Source organism: Polaribacter vadi, from assembly GCF_018861005.1.
Classification (GTDB): domain Bacteria; phylum Bacteroidota; class Bacteroidia; order Flavobacteriales; family Flavobacteriaceae; genus Polaribacter; species Polaribacter vadi_A.
In genome coordinates, this window is the sequence record NZ_JAHKQL010000020.1 from 21,877 (window position 1) to 46,262 (window position 24,386).

Consider the following 24,386-nt stretch of genomic DNA (forward strand, 5'->3'; position numbering starts at 1 on the left):
AAGAAGACTTTAAATTGAGTAATATTTAATTGATGTGTATTATACTGTCATCAATATTTTTTCTAACTTTTTTTAAGTCTTTCATGTAATCATCTTCAGCTCTAAAACCAACAGGTAAAACTAAAACAGAAGTTAAATTTTGCTCATATAACTTTAAGACTTCATCATATTTTTCAGGTATAAAACCTTCCATTGGGCAAGCGTCTATTTTTTCTATAGCACAAACTGTTAGTAAATTACCTAAGGCAATATAAGCCTGATTTTTATTCCAAATTGTTAATTCTTCTTGAGTTTTATTAGCAAGTTGAGCTGTTAAAAACTCTTTAAAAGGATTGATGATTTCATCTGGAGTTTGCCTAACTTTTTGAACTAAGTTAAAGTAGTTTTCAATTTCTTTAGTTTCGTATGTTTTAGGGATACAAATTACTAGTAGGTGAGAGGCTTCTAAAACTTGCGGCTGATTCATAGAATGCAAAACCAATTCCTCTTGAATGGTTTTATTTTGAACTACTACTAATTTTAATGGTTGTAATCCGTAAGAAGTAGGTGTAAGGTTAAATGCTACTTTTAAAATATCTATTTGTTTTGCAGAAAGTGTTTTGTTTTTATCAAATTTCTTAACAGCATATCTCCATTGTAAACTTTCTATTGTATTCATAAATTTAAAATATACTACAAAAATAAGGGATTCATAGTTTTAAAAATTAAGTTTCTATTGGTAAAATTGATGCGCTTATAAATTTTTTGTACTTTTAAAATAAAAAGGATGAACGAAGATTTTTTGTATTATGTATGGCAATACAAACTTTTTTCTAGTACAAGTTTATCTACTTCTGATGGACAAAAAATCCATATAAAAAAGGCAGGAACTCATAATAAAAATGAAGGTCCAGATTTTTTAAATGCTCATATTGAAATAGACAATCAGCTTTGGGTTGGTAATGTAGAAATGCATTTAAAATCGTCTGACTGGTATTTACATAAACACGAAGAAGATGTAAATTATGATGCTGTAATTCTACACGTTGTTTGGGATTATGATGCAGATATTTTTATGAAAAACAACAAAGCTTTACCTACTTTGGAATTAAAAAATGTTGTTGAAAATAACATTTTATTGAATTATAAAAGTTTAGTTTATCAAAAACAAAATTGGATTCCTTGTGAAAATCAAATTGATTTAGTTGATGGTTTTTTGATTGATAATTGGTTAGAACGTTTGTATTTTGAACGTTTAGAACAAAAATCGATCTTTATAAAAGAATTACTAAATGTATCTAATTACGATTTTGAAGCTGTTTTATTTCAGCTTCTTGCAAAGAATTTTGGCTTAAAAATAAATGGAGACGCTTTTTTACAATTGGCAAAATCTATTGATTTTTCAGTAGTAAGAAAGGTTCGTTTTGATGAGAATCTATTAACAGCTTTATTTTTTGGTCAAGCAGGTTTTTTAGAAGATGAAATTGAAGACAGTTATCATCAAGAATTAAAAAAGGAATATGAGTATTTAAAGCATAAACATCAACTAAAACCAATTTCTAAAAATACGTTTCAATTCTTTAGAATGCGACCTCAAAATTTTCCAACAATAAGAATTGCACAATTGGCTGCTTTATTTTTTACACATCAGAATTTATTTTCTAGGTTGATGAGCATCAGTAAAAAAGAAGATTTTTATGAGGTTTTTAATTTTGGGATTCAAGAGTTTTGGCAAACTCATTATACTTTTGAAAAGTCATCAAAAAAAACATCTAAAAAATTAACAAAAACTTTTATCGATTTAATTTTGATAAACACCATTCTGCCTTTAAAGTTTGTGTATTTAAATAACAGAAATGAGTTTTTAAATGATGATTTTCTAAAACTGATTAAACAAATAAAACCAGAAAAAAATAGTGTTATTTCTAAGTTTTCTGATTTAAAAATAGGAGTAAAAAATGCAATGGACAGTCAAGCTTTGTTAACGCTTAAAAACAACTATTGCACAAAGAAACGTTGTTTACAATGTGCAATAGGTAATACTTTATTGAGAAAGTAAGTTTACAAAACATAAACTTATCTATAAGAAATTTAGATTATTTTGGATTTAAAATTTCTTTAATTTTAGCCATACAATCTCTGTAATGGTACTTTGTAATTCTATTTACACCTCTGTTTTTTGCAATATTTAATTGAAAGTTTAAGCTCTCTAATTCTCCTCTAAGAATAGAAGAAATATCAGAATTTTTAGCATCCTTAGAATTTAGTAAAGTACCCATTCTGTCAATTAAAGATTTCTGTAAATTACGTCTAAAAACATCAACATTTTTAGTGTAATTTGCTTCAGAAAAAATACCTGTTCTTAAATCACGAACCATACTTAAAGCATCGTAACTTTTTGGGTTTAAAATTTCTGCATCAATCATTCTTTCTAATTTTGATGTGTTTAAAAGCGAAAATAATTGTCTGGTTTGCAAACGTAGCATTGTATTAGTATAACCACTTTCATCAATATTTGCTAAAATTTTAGGATCTAGTAACCAATCTTGAGTAGCAAAAGCATTTTTTTGCAACCAAATCATAGATTCTTTTTGTTTTTCTTTAGATACAGGTTCGTAAATAATTCCATCTTGTACAGGTTTTTTATTGTATTCGTAAATACCACCAATATTACCAGTAACATGACCAACATATCTGCTCCAAACACTTATAAGTTCACCATATAATTCTGATAAATCTTCGTAATTATTAGTTTGATCAGAAGTCCATTCAGGTAAATTTTTTGCAACTATTTTTAAGTTTTTTACACCATAAGTAGATGCTTTTACTTGATCATTTCCTATGCCTTCTGTTTGAGCTGAAGGATCAAAACGTTGTGCACCAAATCTGTAAATAGGATCATCAGCTTTTTCTTCAATCCATTTATCTAGAGTTTTAACTTCTTGTTCTGGTGTTTTTGCTAATGGTACTTTACGATAACCCCAATTAATTGAATAATGATCATAAGGCCCTAATTGGCGTACAAATCTTACGTTTTCATCACCTGGTTGAGCTATATAGTTATAACGAGCGTAATCCATAATTGTAGCAGCAATTCCCATTTTTTGAGTAAACTTCCCTGATCGTAAAGAATCTACAGGATAAGCATAACTTGCAGCCATATTATGAGGTAAACCTAAAGCGTGACCAACTTCATGAGAAATTACCATACGCATCATTTCACCAATTTCTTCAGCAGGTGTATCTAAAGTTCTTGCAGAAGGATTTGCAGCGCCAGTTTCTAATAAATATCTATTTCTATAAGAACGTAAATGATTGTGATACCAAATAATATCACTTTCAAGAATCTCTCCAGTTCTAGGATCAGAAACACTTGGTCCAGTAGCATTTCTAGTAGTACTTGCTACATACCTGATAGAAGAATAACGAACATCTTCCATACTAAACTCAGGGTCTTCTTCTTTTGTAGGTGCATATTTTGCCATAATTGCATTTTTAAAACCAGCAGTTTCAAAAACTTTAGCCCAATCATCTACACCTTGTTTTATGTATTTTTTTAATTTATCTGGTGTACCAGGATCTAAATAATACACAATTGGTTTTATAGGTTCTACTAATTCACCACGATTGTAAGCATTAATATCTTTAGGTTCTAAACGCCATCTTCTTATATATCTTTTTTCATCTGCTTTTAAGGCTTCTGAACTATAATCTACATTTCCAAGAGAGAAATAACCTACACGTTTGTCATATAATCTAGGCATCATTTTATCTTCTGGTAACACAATCATAGATTGATTTACACGAATTGTAATGGTATTTGTTCTTGAATTGCTTGGTGGTTCATCTGCATCAAAAGTAAAATCTTGTACTACTTCTATGTTATTTGGATAACTTTTTATAGAGTTGATAAAACTTCTAGAAGCATCTAATCTTTTTACTTTATAAGTTCTTCTATAACGTGCAGGTAATGCTGTAATTGCTTTAATATCTGAAGTAAAAAATTTAGTAACATCAACCAATACAGCAGTTGAATCTGTATTTTGAGTTTTTATATCGAAAGCATAAATAATAGGTTCTAGGTTATTGACTTTTACAGATTTGTAAATTGGTAATGAATCATTGGCAACTGCGTTGTAAGATTTTACTTTTAATAAAATTTTATCCTGAAATTTTTCCCAAACAACAACTTGGGTATTTATTTTAGAACCAGCATTTACGTAACCACCACCTAAACCTGCAGGAATTTCTTTAATTCTAGTTACAAGTAGCATTTCTTTGCCTAAATGTGATTCTGGTATTTCATAAATGAATTTGTTATTGGTGTTGTGTACTTTAAATAAGCCTTCATCTGATTTTGTTTTTGCTGTTACAAAATCTGAATATTTTGGACTTTTGCTTTTTTTAAGTGTTGATTTTGTTGGTGTTTGTTCGGTTTTTTCTTTTTTTGATTTCTTTTTTTGTGCTTTTATTTCTGTCTGAAAAGCAAATACAGAGATCATTGAAAAGAGTAATAGTTTCTTCATGAGTTATGTTTATTGGGAATTGAAGCTTCTAAAGTAAGTAAAACTGAAAATAGAAACTCTTTAGATTTTGTTAAAATATTTATAATCTGATTTCTATTTGTTATTTATTTTATATATTTTCATTAAATTTATTTTATATGTTAAGTAAAAAATGAAATTAAAAACAAAATTATATAAAGAACAATTACAAGAATGGCCAGAAAAAGGGCATCATATTATGGCTCAGTATGATGAAGAAAAAGTAGTTGTTTATCAATCTTATAGACCAGAAATAGGGAATTTTGCATTTGAAAATCAGTATTTTGGTGGTGCTTTTAGTTTAAAAAGAATGACATGGATTAAACCTAATTTTCTTTGGATGATGTATAGAAATGGTTGGGGAACTAAAGTTGGACAAGAAATTATTTTGGCAATTCATTTAAAGAGAAGCGCTTTTGAACGATATTTGAATCAAGCAGTGTATTCTGGTTTTCAGAATGATATTTATAACGATATTGAAGAATGGAAAATTGCTGTTAAGAATTCTAATATTAGATTGCAATGGGATCCAGATCATGATCCTTATGGAGTTAAATTAGAAAGAAGAGCAATACAGATTGGTATAAGAAATAAAGAAATTGAACAATATGCAAAAGATGATATTTTAGAAATTGAAGATATTTCTGAATTTGTGAGAACACAACATCAGTATGTAATTAATCAACAACTAGAAAAATTAATTGTTCCTGAAGAAAAACCTTTTATCCCAAGTAAAAAATCAACATTTAATCACTTAAAATTAACTGATTTTTAAATGATTATTAATACAAACTTTTAAATTTAGTTGGATTCGATTCGTGCATAATGGCATATACTTTTTCGAAAATATCTTCTACAGAAGGTTTAGAAAAATAATCGCCATCAGTACCATAAGCAGGCCTGTGTGGTTTAGAAGTTAGTGTAGATGGTTTGCTGTCTAAATATTGATACCCATCTTGGTTTTCTATAATTTCTTGTAAAATGTAAGCAGAAGCTCCACCAGGTACATCTTCATCAACAACTAATAACTTGTTGGTTTTAGTTAAGCTTTTTACGCAATCTTTGGTTAAATCGAAAGGCAATAAACTTTGAGCATCAATAACTTCAATATTAATACCAACTTGATTCAAATCTTTTGCAGCTTCAAGTACTAAACGTAGAGTAGAACCGTAAGAAACTACAGTTAAATCTTTACCTTCTTTAACAGTTTCTACGATACCTATTGGCGTTTTAAAATCACCTAAATTAGTTGGTAATTCTTCTTTTAAACGATAGCCATTTAAACATTCTATAACCAAAGCAGGATCATCACCTTCTAAAAGTGTGTTGTAAAAACCTGCAGCTTTTGTCATATTTCTTGGTACTAAAACGTGTATACCTCTAATGTTATTTATAATTCCACCCATAGGCGAACCTGCGTGCCAAATACCTTCTAATCTATGACCACGAGTTCTTATAATTAAAGGTGCTTTTTGTTTTCCTAAAGTTCTGTATCTTAAAGTGGCTAAATCGTCACTCATAATTTGAAGAGCGTACAATAAATAATCTAAATATTGTATTTCTGCAATTGGCCTTAAGCCTCTCATTGCTAAACCAATTCCTTGGCCTATTATAGTAGCTTCTCTAATTCCAGTATCAGAAATTCTGATGTTACCAAATTTTTCTTGTAAACCTTCTAATCCTTGATTAACATCGCCAATAAAACCAGCATCTTCACCAAAAATTACCACATCTTTATGTTTGTTAAGAATGGCATCAAAATTATCTCTCATAATAATTCTGGCGTCAACTAAGTTTTTTTCTTGAGCATAAATAGGTGCTTTGTCTAAAACCTCTAAAGCACTTAAATCAGTTTCGCTTACTAAATGTGTAGAATATTTTTGATATGCATCTTTGAAAAATGATTTTATGTAAATCTGTATTGCGATTTTTTCAGCAGAATTTTCATCTCTTAAATACCATAAACATTTTCTAACTGTGGATAAAACATCTTTTCTTGTTGGTTCTGATATTGCGTTTAAATCATTTTTATATTTATTGATAAAAGGTTTGTTAGAGCTTTTATTTGCAGCTTTTTCTAATAATTCAGAAGCGTCTAAACGTTCTGATTTTATTTCATTTAAATAAGCGTTCCATGCATTTCTTTTTGCATTGGTTACTTCTTTTTTAGCTTCTTTTTCTAAAATGATTAAATCAGTTTCATCTTCTACAAATCGTAAAACATCTCCAGTTTCTGTTTCTAATTCAAAATCTAAAATCCATTCACGTAGTTTTATGATACAATCATGGTTTTTTTCCCATTGTAAACGTTCTTTAGATTTGTATCTTTCATGAGATCCAGAAGTAGAATGGCCTTGTGGTTGTGTTAATTCTTTAACATGTATTAAAACTGGGACATGTTCTTCGCTAGCTAATTTTGCTGCTTTTTGATACACATCTACTAATTGAACATAATCCCAACCATTGATTACAAAAATTTCGTAACCTTTATTTTTTTTATCTCTTTGAAATCCTTTTAAAATTTCTGAGATACTTTCTTTTGTTGTTTGATGTTTTGCGTGTACAGAAATTCCGTATTCATCATCCCAAACACTCATTATCATTGGTACTTGTAGAACACCTGCAGCATTTATGGTTTCGAAAAATAAACCTTCGCTTGTACTAGCATTACCAATTGTACCCCAAGCAACTTCATCTCCATTTATAGAAAAGTTGGTGTTGTTTTGTACACTTTTTTCGTTTCTATAAATTTTTGATGCTTGTGCTAAGCCTAATAAACGTGGCATTTGGCCAGCAGTAGGAGAGATGTCTGAACTAGAATTGTATTGTTTTGTTAAGTTTTTCCAGTTTCCATTATCGTGTAAACTGTGGGTTGCAAAATGGCCTCCCATTTGTCTTCCTGCAGACATTGGGTCTGCATTTATATCTGTGTGAGCATATAAACCAGCAAAAAATTGTTGTGGACTAAGCTCACCAAGAGCCATCATAAAAGTTTGATCTCTATAATAACCAGATCTAAAATCACCTTTTTTAAAGGCTTTAGCCATAGCTAATTGCGGTACTTCTTTTCCATCACCAAAAATACCAAACTTTGCTTTACCAGTAAGTACTTCACGTCTTCCTAATAAACTGCATTCTCTACTAATTCTTGCAATTTTGTAGTCTTTTAACACCTCTTTTTTAAATTCGTTAAAAGAAATTTCTTGAGTGTTTAAAGCTACTGGTTGTTGCAACATAGTTTTCTGAATTTTTATGGTGCAAAGATAGTTTTTTTAATTGATATTTAAAAATATCAAATTTGATTGAGAATATGATAATTAAATCCTGTTTTACTTGTGTTTTGTTAATAATTACACAATATATGTGTTTTTGTTTGAATTTATATGAAAATACCTTTAAATATTGAGAATATTATGTGTTTTTTTAGGTTGAATTTTTATATTTTCTTCAATGTTTTATTTATTACTGAACAATTAAAAAAGAGATATTATTTTCATAATATCTCTTTTAAATGATTATTTTTTGTTCTAGTTAGAATAATCGATCACATAATTCAGAAGGAATTTCATAACTGTCATTTACATATTCTGTTTTATCAAAAGTAATATTCTGATAAAAGTATTGACCATTAAAGTAAGTTCTGAATTCGTATTCTTGATTTAGGTTAATGTTTCTTATTGTAATTCTACCATTATAAACATATCCTAAATATTTCCAGTATGTATAGCCATAATATGATTTTGTTTTCATGTAAAGAGGTATGGTTGGTGCTATAATCTTGTCATTACATTCCCCTTGATAGTTAACAGTTACATTAACTGGTTGTGGAGGTAGTTTAGCTACAATACTTGAAACATCTATGTCTACAGATCCTATTGTACAAAGGTTAAATGCTTGAGATCTAAACAGTATTTCTCCTTTATCATATCTGCTAGATCCACTATATACAATCATTTGAACTTTTCTGTTTGAAGGGGCATTAGTCATTTCAAAAGTTTGACCATCATACCAAGAAAAAACTTTTCCAGAAAAAGGTGATATTGGCTGATTCCCATTTTCATAATAGAAATCACTAAACAATCGATAACCATCAGAACTATTAACTCCACTCATAGCTATATTTATTTTAGCAACACCTGAAGGATAGTAACTTGAACATCTACTTCCTTTATAGTCTAAATTGTACCAAGATAAATGTGTTGTTGTATACTCTACGATTAAATTACCATTATCAGCTTTTACTACACCATCTGTATGATAATCCCATTCACCATTATCTTTACTATAAGACCAAATAGGAATTATATCTCCGACTTTAATATTAACACCAGTTTCTGGATTGATAAAATCAGGATCTATTTGCATTTTAATGATTATTGGCTGAGAAAAGTTTTTAACTTCTTTATTTCCTATTACCATATCTATTGAAGCAAAACCAGCAGTTATAAAATACGCATCATTTACACTATCACCATTTTCATCTGTAATTTCTGTAGGCATAAAACCACCAGGAAAAGAATCTAAAGATTCAGAATCGCTACTATTAAAATGAACCAATTCACTTTCAATTTCGGAACCAGAAATATCATTACCATCTATATCCTTAAAAACTGTACCAGATTTAATTGTTATTTCTGTATTAGTACCAGCTTTAGTTCCTGTTGTCTCAAATGTAAAATCTTCTGTTAATGTGTTGTTCGCCAATGTTTTTGTAGTTTTTATATAATCAATACCGGGTGCAGTATTTAATTTATTAACTACGTTGGCACTGATTGATGCAATTGAATCTGTTGGAGATAAAACTATAGGAATTGTTGTTGTTAAGTAATTGTCTCCAGTAATTTTAACCATAAACTCTACAGTTTCGTTACTTACGTTTTTATTTGGGTTAACAGCAAGAGCAATTGTACCACCAACAACTTTTGCAGTACTTACGTTATTACCAGCATCTGTAACAATTTTGTCAGCATCTTTTCCCATAATTTCAACTTGTAATACATTGTCACCTTCTAGGTTTTGTTGGTCTACTGGGTCAAAAACTTCTACAATTACTTGTTGTTTAAATATGGAGTTTTTTACAATAACGTCAAAATCATCAGCAATTTCATCAATGCCTTTACAAGACATAATGATTGTAATTGATATGGCAATAAATGCAATGGCTGTTGTTAGTAATTTTCTTGTTTTCATAGTGTTTGTTTTTTAAAATTTGTATGCAATTCTTAGTTGTATTCTCGGAATAAATTTGAAATCTTCTAAAGATTTTTGTAGGTTTTCTTTTTGTGAAGCCGTATTTTCTAATAAGTTTGTTGCGTTAAGGTCTATTTCTGGAGATGAGGTTATGTAAGAGCCAAACTCAATACCAAACCCTAATCTGTTTTTCGGAATTGCTCTACCAAAACCTATACCAACATAAGGGGCTACATCTGTCCATGTAACATCTGCTATAATTTGACCTGCATCTTCGTTAGTGATAATTACATCACCAAAAACAATCTCTTCATTATAAGTAGCAACAGCATTTAGGTTTACCTTATTTAATACACCTAATCCAGCTGTTAGTTTAAAAGAAGATTTTTTAAATGGCAAATATTCTATACCAATATCTACAATTGAAACATCTAGATTGGCTAAAATGTCTACAATATCAGATTTAATTTCTACATCTTCTATTTCGAAATCCTCTAGTTTGAAAAAGTGATAAGCTACTTTGGCATTAAGGTGAGGAGTTAGTTTTCTTGCATATTCTACACCAAAACCTGGTAAGCCAGCAGAAATGGCTAATGCATTCTTTTTTTCAGGAACTTCTTCTTCTTCTTGCGAGTATGTATTTAAAGCAATAGCAGCAAAAAGAATACAGATAAAGTAATTTTTCATATTCATTTAGTTTTTTGTTTTTATTTTTGTAAAACTAAAGAACAGTGTTTACTTGTGAAATACCTATTGATAGGTATTTTTAAGTTTTGTTTATAAGAATCCTCTTTTAAAGAAATTGTAAATAGAACCTATATCTGCAGTTAAAGTAAATCTAATTTTTTCGGCATAAGCAGGTTGTGAAACTTCCCAGCCATTATTTGAATATAAAGGAAAGTAAATTTCAAAAATATGGTGAACAAAATTAAAACGTATTCCATTATTATATCCGAAGTAAAGTGGGTGATGCTTATTTTTTAAAAATGCTACATCATTATAAAATTCTACCCATCTCCATAAACCAAAACTAGAATTAAAAGCTAGCATATATTGGTTGGCAAATCTTGTTGGTAAAACCGATTTAAAACCCCCTTCTGCAATAATAAATTGCTGACTAAAAAAACCACTATTTTCTGAACGTCCTAAATAATTAAGTTGAAATAAATAGTCATTTGCTCTGTCTAAACCAAAGCTAAAATAATCTCCTTTAGTAGAGTTATTTAAAAATGTACCTGCAAATATTCTAAAATCTAATTGAGTGTTTGATGTTGACAAAGATCTATACCTAATATCCGCAGCAATTTTAGAAAAATTTTGAGCAACTTCAAAACTAAAGTTATATCTAAACTCTTTTATTATGTCTGGATTAACATAATTGTAATTTACACTAAAAATACTGTAACTATCTTCATCTGTTCTAATAACATCTATGGGGATTTCTTTATCAATATGTAGTAATTTTGCACCAATTGATTCATAAGTTGCATCTCTTAAATCTTTTCTTTTAAAAATTAAATTTACATAAGGTACAAACGATTTGTAAGCTAAATTTGGTGCGTAATCTGATGTTGAGCCAGAGATACCATATAAAATTCTATAAATTTTAGTTTTTTCGAAATATTGACTGTATCTAACAGAAAATGAACCAACAACAGAATTGCTCTTTGTTGCGTAAGAAGGTGATAATGAGAATTCTAGATTTCTTTTAATTAATGGTTGGTTATTTAATTTTATACCTAAAATTAATCCATTATAAAAATTGTAACTAGCATTTGGTTGGTAGAATACTTGATTGTAATATGGGTCTTGAATATCTTTAAACAGGCTAAATTTTAAAGGCTTATTAAAAATTCTATCTTTTAAGCTTTTCCAATTGTCTAAAGTGTTTAATTCTGGGTATAAGTTTTCGTAATTTAATGCAACTTTATTTATTCCATCTTTAGGTAAATATACAGTTGCAGTATCATTAACATTTGTAACCCATTTTTTGTATTTTATGTTTTTATCTTCTAAACCATACAGTAAAACAGGTGTTGTAATGTTTCTTTTATTTTTAATGGTTACAGCTACACTGTCTTCTCTTATAATAACTTTTTTTATAGTGTGATCTATTTTTTTATTTGTATTAATAAAATCATTAAAAAACCAATCTAAATTTTTATCTGTTTTAGAAGTAAGTGCATTTTTAAAGTCGTTACTTGTAATTATTTTTGTTTGATTGTTTTGATAACATTCTTTAATGGTTTTGTTTAAAATACTATCGCCTAAATACCCTTTTAAATACCTAAAAGCTAAGCCAGCTTTATATTTATTGGCTATTTTTCTGTTAAAATTAGATAGAGAATCTGAAGATGTTGTTAATGATTGGTCTAAAAATCTACGAGATATAAATTGATAAATTAAAGGATACTGATCGTTAAAATCTGATTTTGCAATGTAAAACCTTTTAAGAAACCAGGCATCAGAAAATTTACCTAAAAGTTTCTGATTTGGGTAAAACTCATCTATGTATTCCATCATTAAATAGTTCTGTAAACCATCTAAATACCAATTGTCTTTCCTTTTATTTAAAAGTAACGTATTCTCAATAAATTTAATGCTTAGGGCTTTAAACATTGTAATTTCTGTTTTAAAATCCTCTGTAAAAGGGCGCAAGAAATTAGGTAGTTGAGTTAAGCCATAAACAGGGTCTTTACGTTGTGTAATTTTATCAACATAAATTTCTTTATGTGGGTATTTACCAAGAAACTTCTCTAAAAATTTAATGTTTTTATTCAGAAGTTTAGTTGCGGTTTGGTAATCTATTTCTTCATTAAAAACATCAGTATAAACAGTAATTTTATTGGTTTTGTAAGTTTTTAGTTGATGTTCTTTGTTGATGCCTAAAATTATATCTGTTTTCTTTTTACCAACTAAATAATAGTTAGTTGTATTTTCTTTTTTTGTAACATATTGATATAAATTACTTTCTAAAACATAATCTTCTGGTATGTTTATACTAATTTTAAAATCAGTAGCTTTTTCATATAAATCATTTATGTTTAAATTGCTCATTAATTCCCAGCCATTATTGTAAACAGCTGGTGTTATGTACCAAAAACGTAAATGATAGCCTACTTCTGTTTTGCCATAACCAGTAAATGAAGCATTAGGTATTTTTATTGAATAGGTTATGTTTATCTTAACTGTATCGTTTTTTGATAGATTTTTTTGAAGCTCGACTTTTAAAATATCAGCTTGGTCTTTAAGCTCGTAAAAGGTAGTTGAATCGAAATTTACGGTTAGGTTTCTAATTGATGTGCTGCCTAAATCTTCTTTATCAGCAAAATATAAATCTTTTCTAAAATCTTTAATAAACCTTTTAGATAATGGTGTTTTACGATCTCTAAAACTATTAGCCCAATTGTGTAAATAAATGTTGCTTAAAATTGAATCTGTAGTATTTATAAAAACAATTTCTTGATTTACCAACAACTCATTTTTATCAGTATCTAAGGTAGCTTTTATGTCTATGGAATTTTCTTGAGCGTAAGAAAATGCATAACAAAAAAAACAAATAATAAATAATCTTAGATACTTTTTCAAATTAATTTTTTACAAATTTAAGGGTTTTATACGCATCTGTTTTTAAGTAGTAAATTCCTTTAGAAAAATGACGTATATCTATTTTTAATTCTTGTTGATTAATGTTTTTGGTTTGATACATTATTTGCCCAAGCTGATTGTAAATAATAATTGAATTTACATTTTCTTTTAAAGCTAAGGTTATCTCGTTTTTAACAATATTAGTGTTTATAAACGAAACTGGTAGAATGTTTGGAATTAATAATACATTTTCTGATGTTTCAACTTCCATTACTATAGGTAAGTGGTCGCTAAAATTGTATAGTGCATTTCTTAATTCTTGTGTAAAAGCACCTGTACAATTGGTATTGCTAACATAAGAATTATAACAGTTACCATTATTACCAATTGTTTTATAACTATTATCTACATAATACAAATCAGAACTTGTAGTCAAATTTTTAGACATCATTATAAAGTCAAAACGATCATCCATTCCACCTCCAGCACCATCTCCATTTAATTGATAATTTCTTGTGGCTTGTGAATGTACATCAGCAAAAGAACTATTATTCCAAAAATATGTTGAGTTATAATCATCATCAAAATAATCTTTATCATCATTAGGGAATTCTGGGCAGAGTCTATTTATTGGGTCTACAATTTGTATTGAATTGTACTCATCTATCAAAGCTGTAAAACCTTCTTCGTTACTTGTATAAAAATTAAAATCGCCAGCAAAAAGAACAAAACTGTTAGGGTCTAATTGATCTAAATAAGTTGTGAATTCTCTAATAGAACTTAATCGTTTTTGTCTGTTTGTATAACCACTTGATGCTTTTAAATGTGTAACAAAAAACTCTAAGTTTATAGGTGTTGTTTCAGAATTTTCTGTGTTTAATTTAAAAGTGTAATGGTTTATATCTCTAGTAGTTGTAGGTAAAATAGTACTTTTTTCTAAAGTTAATTTATCTGAATTAAAATATACCATTTGTAACAAACCTGTAGCAGGAGAGTTACTGTAATTAAAATCGGCTTTTTTAAATTTACTATTATAAGTTAAAACTGCATTATTAAATAAATAATTAGATGCAGTTTCATTTTTAAGTTCACAAACCATAAATAAATCTGGTTGTATATCTTCTAAAATTGTCTTTAAATACGGTGTTCTATTTTGACTATTAAAATCAGAATCGTAATTTAATAAATTGTAAAACATTGTTTTTACTGTAGTTTGGCTGTTTATTGAAAAGCCATAAAATATAAGCAAAAAGAGTATGTTTTTTTTAATCATTAAAAGTTCGGTTTTAATTTATACTTAGCGTAAAATTTATTAAAATGTTCTACAGCTTCATCTGCATTGTCTACTACTCTAAAAAGATTTAAATCATCTTCGCTAATATTACCCTCTGCAATTAATGTGTTTTTTATCCAATCTAATAAACCAGCCCAAAACTTTTTACCAACTAAAACAATAGGAAAACGACCAATTTTTTTTGTCTGAATTAAAGTAATCGCCTCAAAAAGTTCATCCATAGTACCAAAACCACCAGGCATTACTACAAAACCTTGAGAGTATTTTACAAACATTACTTTTCTAACAAAAAAGTAATCGAAATCTAAGCTTTTTCCTGGGTCTATCCAAGGATTATCATGTTGTTCAAAAGGTAATTCTATGTTTAAACCAACAGAAAGTCCTTTTCCTCTATTTGCACCTTTATTACCAGCTTCCATAATTCCTGGGCCACCACCAGTTATTACTCCAAAACCATTTTGTGTTAATTTAAAAGCAACTTCTTCTGCTAATTTATAGTAAGGATGATCTGGTTTTGTACGTGCAGAACCAAAAATAGAAACACAAGGTCCTATTTTACTTAATCGTTCGTAGCCTTCTACAAATTCTGCCATTATTTTAAAAATAGCCCAAGAATCGTTTGTTTTTATTTCGTTCCAAGTTTTTGGTTGAAATTTTTCTTTTATTTTTCTGTCTTCGTTAATCATCTCTAAATATTTTTATCAATTTGTAATTAGGCTAATTCCTTTTTCAAAAATTTAGCTGTATAACTTGTTTTGTGTTTTGCTACTTGTTCTGGGGTACCAGTTGTTAAAATTTTTCCACCTTTTTTTCCACCTTCCATACCAACATCAATAATATAATCTGCCAATTTAATTACATCTAAATTATGTTCTATAATTAAAACTGTATTTCCTTTATCTGTTAGCTTGTTAAGTACTTCCATTAATACTCTAATATCTTCGAAATGTAAGCCTGTTGTAGGTTCATCTAAAATATAAAATGTATTTCCTGTGTCTCTTTTCGATAATTCTGATGCTAATTTAATTCGTTGAGCTTCACCACCAGAAAGTGTTGTTGATTGTTGCCCAAGTGTAATATAACCCAAACCTACATCTTTAATTGTTTTTAGTTTTCTATGGATTTTAGGTATGTTCTCAAAAAAATCAGTGGCATCTTCAATTGTCATATCTAACACATCAGAAATAGATTTACCTTTGTATCTAATTTCTAAAGTTTCTCTGTTAAAACGTTTTCCTTGACAGGTTTCACATTCTACTTGTACATCAGGTAAAAAGTTCATTTCAATTACACGAACTCCTCCTCCTTGACAAGTTTCACAACGACCACCTTTTACATTAAAAGAAAAACGGCCAGGTTTATAACCACGAATTGCAGCTTCTGGAGTTTTTGCAAATAAACTTCTAATTTCATCAAAAGTCTTGGTGTAGGTTGCTGGGTTAGATCTTGGTGTTCTTCCTATTGGAGATTGATCTATATCTATAACTTTATCAACATTTTCTAAACCTTCAATTTTCTTATAAGGTTTTGGCTTTTTTACACCTCTATAAATATGAGCGTTTAAAATTGGGTAAAGTGTTTCGTTAATTAATGTAGATTTTCCACTACCAGAAACCCCTGTAACACAAATCATTTGTCCAAGAGGAAAATCAACAGAAACATTTTTAAGATTATTACCAGAAGCACCTTTTAGTGTTATGGTTTTTCCATTGCCTTTTCTACGTTTTTTAGGAACTTCAATTTTTTTTCTACCAGTTAAATAATCTGTGGTTAAAGTTTCGTTTTTTATAATATCATTATAGGTACCAATACTTACTATTTCTCCTCCATATTTTCCTGCTCCAGGGCCAATATCTAAAACATAATCTGCTTTTTTCATCATATCTTCATCATGTTCAACGACTAAAACAGAATTACCAACATCTCTTAATTTTATTAAAGAATCTATTAATTTTTGATTGTCTCTTTGATGTAAGCCAATACTTGGTTCATCTAAAATATATAAAACACCTACTAATTGTGAACCAATTTGAGTTGCTAAACGAATTCTTTGAGCTTCGCCACCAGAAAGTGATTTAGAGGTTCTGTCTAAAGTTAAATAATCTAAACCAACATCTAATAAAAACTGAATACGAGTTCTTATTTCTTTTAATATTTCTGATGCAATTGTAAGTTGTTTATCTGATAAGTTTCTTTCGATTGTAGAAAACCAAGAAGCTAATTCAGTTACATCCATTTGTGCTAAATCACTTATATTTTTATCAGTAATTTTAAAATGTAGCGCTTCTTTTTTTAATCTTTTTCCACTACAAACAGAGCAAGTAACTTCATCCATAAAGCCTTTTGCCCAGCGTTTTATACTTGTGCTTTCTGCATTTTTATATTGGTTTTCTATAAAAGCAACAATACCTTCAAAATCAATTTTGTAATTTCTAGTTACACCAACAGTTTTAGATTCAATTTTAAAAGTTTCATTACCACCATTTAAAATAATTTCTAATGCTTCTTTGGGTATATCTTTAATAGCATCTGTTAATTTAAATTGATAACGTTCTGCTATATTCTGAATTTGTTTAAAAATCCAACTACTTTTTTGTCCACCTAAAGGTGCAATTCCTCCATTTTTTATAGAAACTGTATCATCAGGAATCACTTTTTTTAAGTTAATTTCTTGAGTAATACCTAGTCCATTGCATTTATTACAAGCGCCTTTTGGCGAGTTAAAAGAAAAAGTGTTTGGCTCAGGATTTGGATATGCAATTCCTGTTGTTGGACACATTAATTCTCTACTAAAATAACGAGGATTATTGTCATCAATATCAATAACCATCATTATATTATTACCAGAATATAAAGCTGTTTTTATAGTTTCTTCTAATCTTTTTTCTGATGATTTATTTACCAAAAGGCGATCGATTACAACTTCAATATCATGCGTTTTATACCTGTCTAAACGCATTCCTTTTTCTATTTCTCTTATTTCTCCATCAACCCTTACTCTAACAAAACCTTGTTTAGAAATTTGTTCGAACAATTCTCTATAATGTCCTTTTCTAGATTTAATTAAAGGCGCTAAAACTGCAACTTTTTTATTGTCAAAATCTTTTAGAATTAGCTCTTTTATTTGTTCATCAGAATAACTTACCATTTTTTCGCGAGTATTGTACGAATAAGCATCAGCTGCTCTTGCAAATAAAAGTCTAAGAAAATCGTAAATTTCTGTAATTGTACCTACTGTAGAACGTGGACTTTTATTAGTAGTTTTTTGTTCTATAGAAATTACAGGAGATAAACCATCAATTTTATCTACATCAGGTCTTTCTAAGCCACCTAAAAATTGTCTGGCATAAGCAGAAAAAGTTTCTATATAGCGTCTTTGGCCTTCAGCATAAATAGTGTCGAAGGCTAATGAAGATTTTCCACTACCACTTAAACCAGTAATTACAACTAGTTTTTCTCGCGGAATTTTTACATCTATATTTTTTAAATTATGGGCTCTTGCTCCATAAACTTCAATATATTCTTGGTCTTTCAAAAAAATGGAGTTTTTGCAAAGATGCAAAGTTAATCAATCTGTATTACTTTTTTATTAAAAAGCAACTATTGCCTAAATTAGAATTAATATATTTTCAAATTCATAGTTTAAATCACTTTTCTTAACGAATTCTAATTTTTAATATTAAATTTTTATCAAACTTAATTTTAGTGATTTTAAGATAAATCATCTCAATATACTATCTTGCATTTAAATGTTTAATAATAAATTGTATGCATTCAATTCGTCATTTTTTTGAAAGACATGGTTTTGGGGTTTTTTCTAGGCTAGCAGATAGATTAGGTATTAGAGCCAAAAATGTACGTATATACTTTGTTTATGTAACTTTTTTTACTGTTGGTTTATCTTTTGGGTTGTATTTAACTTTAGCATTTTTAATGAAGCTAAAAGATTTAGTTTATACAAAAAGAACTTCGGTTTTTGATTTATAATTTATGGGGTTTTTAGCATCTAAGATTTATAAGATACTGTTTTTAGTAGTTTCAATTTTAACTGTTGGAACTGTTGGTTACATGCTTTTATCTCATTATTCTTTTGTTGATGCACTTTATATGACTGTTATTACTGTAACAACAGTAGGTTTTGGTGAGGTGCAACCTTTTACGCCAGAAGATAAGATTTTTACAATTTTTTTAATTTTAACAAGTATTACTATTTTTGGTTATGCAGTTTCAGCATTTTCAGAATATTTAGTTAGCGGACAATTTTTTGAACATTTTAAACATAGAAGGGTGGAAAAACAAATAGCACATTTAGAAGGGCATACAATTGTTTGTGGTTATGGTAGAAATGGAAAACAAGCAATTGTAAAATTGCAAAATTATCGTAAAGATTTTGTTGTTGTAGAAAGAGATAAAGAAATGATTGCTTTATTAGATGAGCAAGGTTTGTTAAATATTCATGGTGATGCAACTATGGATGAAACTTTAATTAATGCTGGTATACATAAAGCTACAGCATTAATTGCAGCATTACCTTCTGATGCTAATAATCTTTTTATTGTTTTAACAGCCAGTCAACTAAATAAAAAATGTAGAATAATTAGTAGAGCTTCTGATGAAAGTTCTTACAGTAAATTAAAAATTGCTGGAGCAGACAACGTAATTATGCCAGATAAATTAGGTGGTAATCACATGGCTTCTTTAGTAACAACTCCAGATGTTATAGAATTTGTAGATCGATTAACAATAGAAGGAGAAACAACTGCAAATTTAGAAGAGATTGATGTAGATGAATTGCCAATAAAATATATAGGCAAAACTATTTTAGATTTAGATTTAAGAAAAAAAACGGGTTGTACAGTTATAGGTTTTAGAAACCCTGATAAAGATTATATAATAAACCCAGATGCTGGTTCAGTTTTAATAAATGGTTCTCACTTAATTGTTTTAGGTAGGCCAGAACAAATAACAAAACTTAGACAGTTATTTTAAAATGAATAAAGTTATTATTACAGGTAGTAATGGATTATTGGGTCAGTCTTTACTAGAATTATTACTACAGGATAAAGAAAACTACGAAGTTTTTGGATTTTCGAGAGGTAAAAATAGAAGTGGAAGAGAAGATTTTACTTACGTTTCTATTGATATTACAAACAAAGAAAACCTGAAAAATACAATAAGAGAAATTAAACCTGATTTTATAATAAATACAGCTGCAATGACACAAGTTGATGCTTGTGAAAATGATAAAAATGCTTGCGATTTATTAAATATCATTGTTGTCAAATGGTTAGCTGAGGTTTCGTTAAAAATAAAAGCACATTTAGTTCATCTTTCTACGGATTTTATTTTTGATGGAAAAAAAGGATATTACAAAGAAACAGATACGCCAAATCCATTAAGTTATTATGGTATGTCAAAATTAAAATCAGAAGAAGTATTATTAGATTCAAATATCAATTATACAATTCTAAGAACCATTTTAGTTTACGGAAAAGTATTTGATATGAGTAGAAGCAATATTGTACTTTGGGTAATAAGTATGCTAAAACAAGGCAAAGAAATTACAATTGTTGATGATCAGTTTAGAATGCCAACCTATGTAGATGATTTAGCCTTAGCTTGTAAAATTTCTATGGATAAAAAAGCGAAAGGTATTTATCATATTTCATCAAACAAATTATTAAGTGTTTTTGAGATTGCACAACAAATTGCTGAGGTTTTTAATTTAGATAAAAGTTTAATAAAACCTATAACTACATTAACCTTAAATCAAACAGCACCAAGACCAGCAAAAACAGGTTTCGATTTGTCAAAAACAAATAAAGGGTTAGAGTTTTATCCAAAATCATTTAAAGAAGATTTGCACAGATTTAAAGAAAAGTTAATGTAAAAATGACATTTAACATTCAAAAATTGTTAAAACTTCATTTTTTTTAAGATATTGCACATCAGTAAATTTAAAACTAACAATACGAATATTATGAAGAAAAAACTTCTTTCTTTGTTGCTTTTAGTAGCACCAATATTAACTTTTGCCCAAGAAAAAGGACTAGACCAACAAATAGACGAAGCTTTTGGTAGTGCCACTGGCTGGTTTGTGGATTTTATTTTTTATCAAATCCCATTTACAGATACAGTAAGTATTTACTGGGTATTATTTCCGCTTATTTTAGGAGCATTATACTTTACTTTCTATTTCAATTTTATCAACTTTAAAGGTTTTATTACATCAATAAATATTGTTAGAGGTAAATACGATAGTTTAGAAGATAGAGAAGATCATAAAGTAGAAATTGCTAAATCAGAATTTACTGACGAAGAAGATAATCCAGATACTATTAGAGTAGAAGGTCATAGTGGAGAGGTTTCTCACTTCCAAGCATTAACAGCAGCACTTTCTGCAACTGTTGGTTTAGGTAATATAGCAGGTGTAGCAATTGCAGTTTCTATTGGTGGTGCAGGTGCTACTTTTTGGATGATTGTTGCAGGTTTTTTAGGAATGGCATCAAAATTTGTGGAGTGTACTTTAGGTGTAAAATATAGAGATATTGAAGCTGATGGAACTGTTTATGGAGGCCCAATGTATTATTTAACAAAAGGATTAAAAAATAAAACATTAGGTAAAGTTTTAGCAGTGTTTTTTGCCATTTTTGTAATTGGAGGTTCATTTGGTGGTGGAAACATGTTTCAAGTAAATCAAGCTTTTCAATTAGTAGAAAATATTACAGGAGGTTCAGAATCTTTTATTCATGGTAAAGGTTGGTTATTTGGTTTAGTAATGGCAATTCTTGTAGGTATTGTAATTATTGGAGGAATCAAAAAAATAGCTAAAGTGACAGATAAAATTGTGCCTTTTATGGTGGCAATTTACGTTGCAGCTTCGTTATTTGTAATTTTTGCAAACTTCAGTATGGTTGGTGATGCGTTTTCTCAAATCTTTACAGGGGCATTTAGTCCAGAAGGAATTGCAGGTGGTGCAGTAGGAGTTTTAGTACAAGGATTTAGAAGAGCAGCTTTTTCTAACGAAGCAGGTATTGGTTCTGCATCTATTGCACATTCTGCAGTAAAAACAAAATATGCAGCAAGTGAAGGTATGGTTGCATTATTAGAACCTTTTATAGATACAGTTGTGGTTTGTACAATGACAGCTTTAGTGTTAATTATTACTGGTAATGTAGCTGCAGAAAATGCTTCATTAAATGATGCACAAGCAATTTTATTAACCTCTGGTGCATTTGAATCTGCAATTTCTTGGTTCCCTTATGTATTAACAGTAGCAGTTGTTTTATTTGCATTTAGCTCAATGATTTCTTGGTCTTATTATGGTTTTCAAGGTTGGGTATTTTTATTCGGTAGATCTAAAAAAATGGAATATACTTATAAAGTAATCTTTTGTGTGTTTGTTGTAATTGGTGCAGCAGCAAGTTTAGGTTCTGTAATTGGTTTTTCTGATGCAATGGTTTTTGCAATGATGGTGCCAAATATGATAGGTTTAATTTTATTGGCTCCTAAAGTTAAAGCAGAGTTAACAAAATATATGGATGCTATAAAAAGTACTAAAGCATAAAATATAAAAATGAAAATTTTAAAATCCCATTTCTGGTATAACAAAAGCCAAAGAAATGGGATTTTTTTATTGGCAATATTTATCATTATTCTTCAAATATTTATTTTTTCTGATGTTCTTTTTGATGATGATAAAATAGATACAAATCAACCAAATTTACTCGCTTTTCAAAATCAAATAGATAGTTTAAAATTAGTTGAAATAGAAAACAGAAAGCCTAAAATCTATCCTTTTAATCCAAATTTTATCACAGATTATAAAGGCGAACAATTAGGGATGTCTTTAAAAGAAATTGATCGATTATTATCTTTCAGAAAAACAAATAAATTTGTGAATTCTAAAGAAGAATTTCAAAAAGTAACGAAGATCTCAGATTCTTTACTGGCAAAAATATCTCCTTATTTTAAATTTCCAGATTGGGTTGTAGAAAGAAATAAGAATAATCAGAATTCTACTTCAAATACCAATTCTAAAACTTTCGATAATTCTAACAAGAAGTACAACTATAAGAAGAAGGTAGTATCAACCACAGACATCAACAAAGCAACAGCAGAAGATTTTAGAACTATAAACGGAATTGGTGCCGCTTTTTCTGAAAGAATTATTAAGTATCGTTCTAAATTGCAAGGATTTTCTTTGGATGCTCAATTGTACGAGGTATGGGGTTTAGAAAAAGAAGTTGCAGATAAAGCGCTTTCGGTTTTTAAAATTGTAGATAAACCAATCATTAAGAAAGTGAATGTAAATACTGTGGAATTCAAACAATTATTGAAAAATCCTTACATAGATTACGAGTTGTGTAAAAAGATTTTTAATTATAGAGATGAGGTTGCTGAGCTCCAAGATATATCAGAATTAAAAAATATCAAGGGTTTTCCTTTAGATTTGTATGATAGAATAACCTTATATTTGTTGGCTGAATAAATAAAAATATCCTGCCTAATGAACAGTATGTATTTTACTGAAGAACACCAAGCTTTTCGTGCTAGTTTTAAAGAGTTTTTACAGAAAGAAGTTGTACCTCATATAGATAAATGGGAAAAAACTGGAACTATAGATCGTTTCATCTGGAAAAAGTTTGGAGAAATGGGTTATTTCGGTTTATCAACTCCAGCTGAGTATGGAGGTTTAGATTTAGATTTGTTCTATACAGTTGTTTTTTTAGAAGAAATGCAAAAAATTAATTCTTGCGGATTTGCAGCAGCAATGTGGGCGCACGAATATTTAGCAATGACGCATTTAAATAAAGAAGGTAACGATTTTCAAAAGAAAAAATATTTAGAACCAAGTGTTCATGGAGATATGATTGGTTGTTTGTGCATCACAGAACCTTTTGGTGGTTCAGATGTTGCAGGTATGCGTTCTACAGCAATCAAAAAAGGAGATAAGTATGTTTTAAATGGTTCTAAAACATTTATTACAAATGGTGTGTATTCAGACTATTTAGTTGTTGCTGCAAAAACAGATCCATCAGATAAATATAAAGGTATTAGCCTTTTTATTGTTGATAGAAGCTCAAAAGGATTGTCTGCAACAATGCTAGATAAGCTAGGTTGGAAAGCCTCAGATACAGGAGAAATTGCCTTTGATAATGTAGAGATTCCTGCAGAAAATTTATTAGGAGAAGAGGGCAAAGGTTTTCCTTATATCATGCAACATTTTGCTTTAGAAAGATTACTCATGGGTGTAAATGCGCACGCAAGAGCAGAATATGCAGTAGACTATGCACTTAAATATATGGAAGAAAGAATTGCCTTTGGCAAATCTTTAGATAGCTTTCAGGTCTTAAGACATAAAATTGCAGAAATGGCAAGTAGAGTGGACATGTGTAGAGAATACAACTATTCAATTACTAAAAGATTAGATAATGGGCAATATGTAGTAAAAGAAGCAAGTATGTCTAAATTGTTATCAACCAAAATGGCAGACGAAGTAATTTACGATGCACTTCAACTTTTAGGAGGTTATGGTTACATGGAAGATTATCCTATGGCACGATTGTTAAGAGATAGTAGGCTAGGCCCAATTGGTGGTGGTACATCAGAAATCTTAAAAGAGATTATCGCAAAAATGGTAATTGATGGTAAAGAATACAAACCAGCTACGTAACTTTTTAAATTAGTTTTTTTGTGAAAATAATCCTAAGATTATCGAAAAAAAAATAATTAATAAGAAAGAATACAAATTGCTGCCATTTTTTATTTTTGCTAACTGCTAACTGCTA

At 29.0% G+C, this 24,386-nt stretch carries 17 protein-coding genes; 8 read left to right on the top strand and 9 right to left on the bottom strand.

Annotated features, from left to right (window positions below; genetic code table 11):
• Window positions 1–25 precede the first annotated feature (25 nt).
• The gene (locus tag KO506_RS10600; protein WP_215994885.1) at window positions 26–658 is read right to left on the bottom strand and encodes an NAD(P)H-dependent oxidoreductase; all 633 of its coding nucleotides are present in this window, start codon (window positions 656–658) and stop codon (window positions 26–28) included.
• 108 nt (window positions 659–766) lie between these two features.
• Here KO506_RS10600 and KO506_RS10605 point away from each other — a divergent pair, with 108 nt between their 5' ends.
• On the top strand, window positions 767–2,038 hold the full coding sequence (locus tag KO506_RS10605; RefSeq protein WP_215994886.1) for a DUF2851 family protein: 1,272 nt from the start codon (window positions 767–769) through the stop codon (window positions 2,036–2,038).
• A gap of 37 nt (window positions 2,039–2,075) precedes the next feature.
• On the opposite strand, the gene KO506_RS10610 is transcribed toward KO506_RS10605, so the two are convergent.
• The gene (locus tag KO506_RS10610; RefSeq protein ID WP_215994887.1) at window positions 2,076–4,505 is read right to left on the bottom strand and encodes a zinc-dependent metalloprotease; all 2,430 of its coding nucleotides are present in this window, start codon (window positions 4,503–4,505) and stop codon (window positions 2,076–2,078) included.
• A gap of 151 nt (window positions 4,506–4,656) precedes the next feature.
• Between KO506_RS10610 and KO506_RS10615 the strand changes: the two genes are divergently transcribed.
• Entirely contained in the window at window positions 4,657–5,298 is a 642-nt protein-coding gene (locus KO506_RS10615; protein ID WP_215994888.1) for a DUF4291 domain-containing protein, read from the top strand.
• A gap of 7 nt (window positions 5,299–5,305) precedes the next feature.
• Here KO506_RS10615 and KO506_RS10620 read toward each other — a convergent pair whose 3' ends face one another.
• The 7 genes from KO506_RS10620 to uvrA form a co-directional block, all read right to left on the bottom strand.
• Window positions 5,306–7,759: an alpha-ketoacid dehydrogenase subunit alpha/beta gene (locus KO506_RS10620; RefSeq protein WP_215994889.1), complete on the bottom strand. Its 2,454-nt coding sequence runs from the start codon at window positions 7,757–7,759 to the stop codon at window positions 5,306–5,308.
• Between the two features lie 295 nt (window positions 7,760–8,054).
• Window positions 8,055–9,713, bottom strand: a complete 1,659-nt coding sequence (locus tag KO506_RS10625; protein ID WP_215994890.1) for a hypothetical protein — start codon at window positions 9,711–9,713, stop codon at window positions 8,055–8,057.
• A 12-nt stretch (window positions 9,714–9,725) separates the two neighbouring features.
• The gene (locus KO506_RS10630; RefSeq protein ID WP_215994891.1) at window positions 9,726–10,400 is read right to left on the bottom strand and encodes a hypothetical protein; all 675 of its coding nucleotides are present in this window, start codon (window positions 10,398–10,400) and stop codon (window positions 9,726–9,728) included.
• Window positions 10,401–10,490: 90 nt separating this feature from the next.
• On the bottom strand, window positions 10,491–13,301 hold the full coding sequence (locus KO506_RS10635; RefSeq protein WP_215994892.1) for an aminopeptidase: 2,811 nt from the start codon (window positions 13,299–13,301) through the stop codon (window positions 10,491–10,493).
• 1 nt (window position 13,302) lies between these two features.
• Window positions 13,303–14,574: a T9SS type A sorting domain-containing protein gene (locus tag KO506_RS10640; RefSeq protein ID WP_215994893.1), complete on the bottom strand. Its 1,272-nt coding sequence runs from the start codon at window positions 14,572–14,574 to the stop codon at window positions 13,303–13,305.
• Entirely contained in the window at window positions 14,574–15,281 is a 708-nt protein-coding gene (locus tag KO506_RS10645) for a TIGR00730 family Rossman fold protein (protein WP_215994894.1), read from the bottom strand. The genes KO506_RS10640 and KO506_RS10645 overlap by 1 nt, the downstream gene beginning before the upstream one ends.
• Window positions 15,282–15,307: 26 nt before the next feature.
• Window positions 15,308–18,130, bottom strand: a complete 2,823-nt coding sequence (gene uvrA, locus KO506_RS10650) for an excinuclease ABC subunit UvrA (protein ID WP_215994895.1) — start codon at window positions 18,128–18,130, stop codon at window positions 15,308–15,310.
• A 233-nt stretch (window positions 18,131–18,363) separates the two neighbouring features.
• Here uvrA and KO506_RS10655 point away from each other — a divergent pair, with 233 nt between their 5' ends.
• The 6 genes from KO506_RS10655 (at window position 18,364) to KO506_RS10680 (ending at window position 24,271) form a co-directional block, all read left to right on the top strand.
• Window positions 18,364–18,582 carry a PspC domain-containing protein gene (locus KO506_RS10655; protein WP_215994896.1) on the top strand — a complete coding sequence of 73 codons (219 nt, stop codon included), beginning with the start codon at window positions 18,364–18,366 and terminating at the stop codon, window positions 18,580–18,582.
• Between the two features lie 3 nt (window positions 18,583–18,585).
• Window positions 18,586–19,584 carry a potassium channel family protein gene (locus tag KO506_RS10660; protein ID WP_215994897.1) on the top strand — a complete coding sequence of 333 codons (999 nt, stop codon included), beginning with the start codon at window positions 18,586–18,588 and terminating at the stop codon, window positions 19,582–19,584.
• A 1-nt stretch (window position 19,585) separates the two neighbouring features.
• Window positions 19,586–20,485, top strand: coding sequence for a dTDP-4-dehydrorhamnose reductase (rfbD, locus tag KO506_RS10665; protein WP_215994898.1), 900 nt, complete (start codon window positions 19,586–19,588; stop codon window positions 20,483–20,485).
• A gap of 90 nt (window positions 20,486–20,575) precedes the next feature.
• Entirely contained in the window at window positions 20,576–22,162 is a 1,587-nt protein-coding gene (locus KO506_RS10670; RefSeq protein ID WP_215994899.1) for an alanine/glycine:cation symporter family protein, read from the top strand.
• Window positions 22,163–22,171: 9 nt separating this feature from the next.
• A complete protein-coding gene (locus KO506_RS10675; protein ID WP_215994900.1) occupies window positions 22,172–23,086 on the top strand; it encodes a ComEA family DNA-binding protein in 915 nt (304 codons plus the stop codon).
• Window positions 23,087–23,104: 18 nt separating this feature from the next.
• Window positions 23,105–24,271, top strand: coding sequence for an acyl-CoA dehydrogenase family protein (locus KO506_RS10680; protein WP_215994901.1), 1,167 nt, complete (start codon window positions 23,105–23,107; stop codon window positions 24,269–24,271).
• Window positions 24,272–24,386: the final 115 nt, after the last annotated feature.

What these genes read in the sequence shown, in the direction of transcription:
- KO506_RS10600 (WP_215994885.1), bottom strand. Translation starts at nt 658, where the DNA reads ATGAATACAATAGAAAGTTTACAATGGAGATATGCTGTTAAGAAATTT.
- KO506_RS10605 (WP_215994886.1), top strand. Translation starts at nt 767, where the DNA reads ATGAACGAAGATTTTTTGTATTATGTATGGCAATACAAACTTTTTTCT.
- KO506_RS10610 (WP_215994887.1), bottom strand. Translation starts at nt 4,505, where the DNA reads ATGAAGAAACTATTACTCTTTTCAATGATCTCTGTATTTGCTTTTCAG.
- KO506_RS10615 (WP_215994888.1), top strand. Translation starts at nt 4,657, where the DNA reads ATGAAATTAAAAACAAAATTATATAAAGAACAATTACAAGAATGGCCA.
- KO506_RS10620 (WP_215994889.1), bottom strand. Translation starts at nt 7,759, where the DNA reads ATGTTGCAACAACCAGTAGCTTTAAACACTCAAGAAATTTCTTTTAAC.
- KO506_RS10625 (WP_215994890.1), bottom strand. Translation starts at nt 9,713, where the DNA reads ATGAAAACAAGAAAATTACTAACAACAGCCATTGCATTTATTGCCATA.
- KO506_RS10630 (WP_215994891.1), bottom strand. Translation starts at nt 10,400, where the DNA reads ATGAAAAATTACTTTATCTGTATTCTTTTTGCTGCTATTGCTTTAAAT.
- KO506_RS10640 (WP_215994893.1), bottom strand. Translation starts at nt 14,574, where the DNA reads ATGATTAAAAAAAACATACTCTTTTTGCTTATATTTTATGGCTTTTCA.
- KO506_RS10645 (WP_215994894.1), bottom strand. Translation starts at nt 15,281, where the DNA reads ATGATTAACGAAGACAGAAAAATAAAAGAAAAATTTCAACCAAAAACT.
- KO506_RS10655 (WP_215994896.1), top strand. Translation starts at nt 18,364, where the DNA reads ATGCATTCAATTCGTCATTTTTTTGAAAGACATGGTTTTGGGGTTTTT.
- KO506_RS10660 (WP_215994897.1), top strand. Translation starts at nt 18,586, where the DNA reads ATGGGGTTTTTAGCATCTAAGATTTATAAGATACTGTTTTTAGTAGTT.
- rfbD (WP_215994898.1), top strand. Translation starts at nt 19,586, where the DNA reads ATGAATAAAGTTATTATTACAGGTAGTAATGGATTATTGGGTCAGTCT.
- KO506_RS10670 (WP_215994899.1), top strand. Translation starts at nt 20,576, where the DNA reads ATGAAGAAAAAACTTCTTTCTTTGTTGCTTTTAGTAGCACCAATATTA.
- KO506_RS10675 (WP_215994900.1), top strand. Translation starts at nt 22,172, where the DNA reads ATGAAAATTTTAAAATCCCATTTCTGGTATAACAAAAGCCAAAGAAAT.
- KO506_RS10680 (WP_215994901.1), top strand. Translation starts at nt 23,105, where the DNA reads ATGAACAGTATGTATTTTACTGAAGAACACCAAGCTTTTCGTGCTAGT.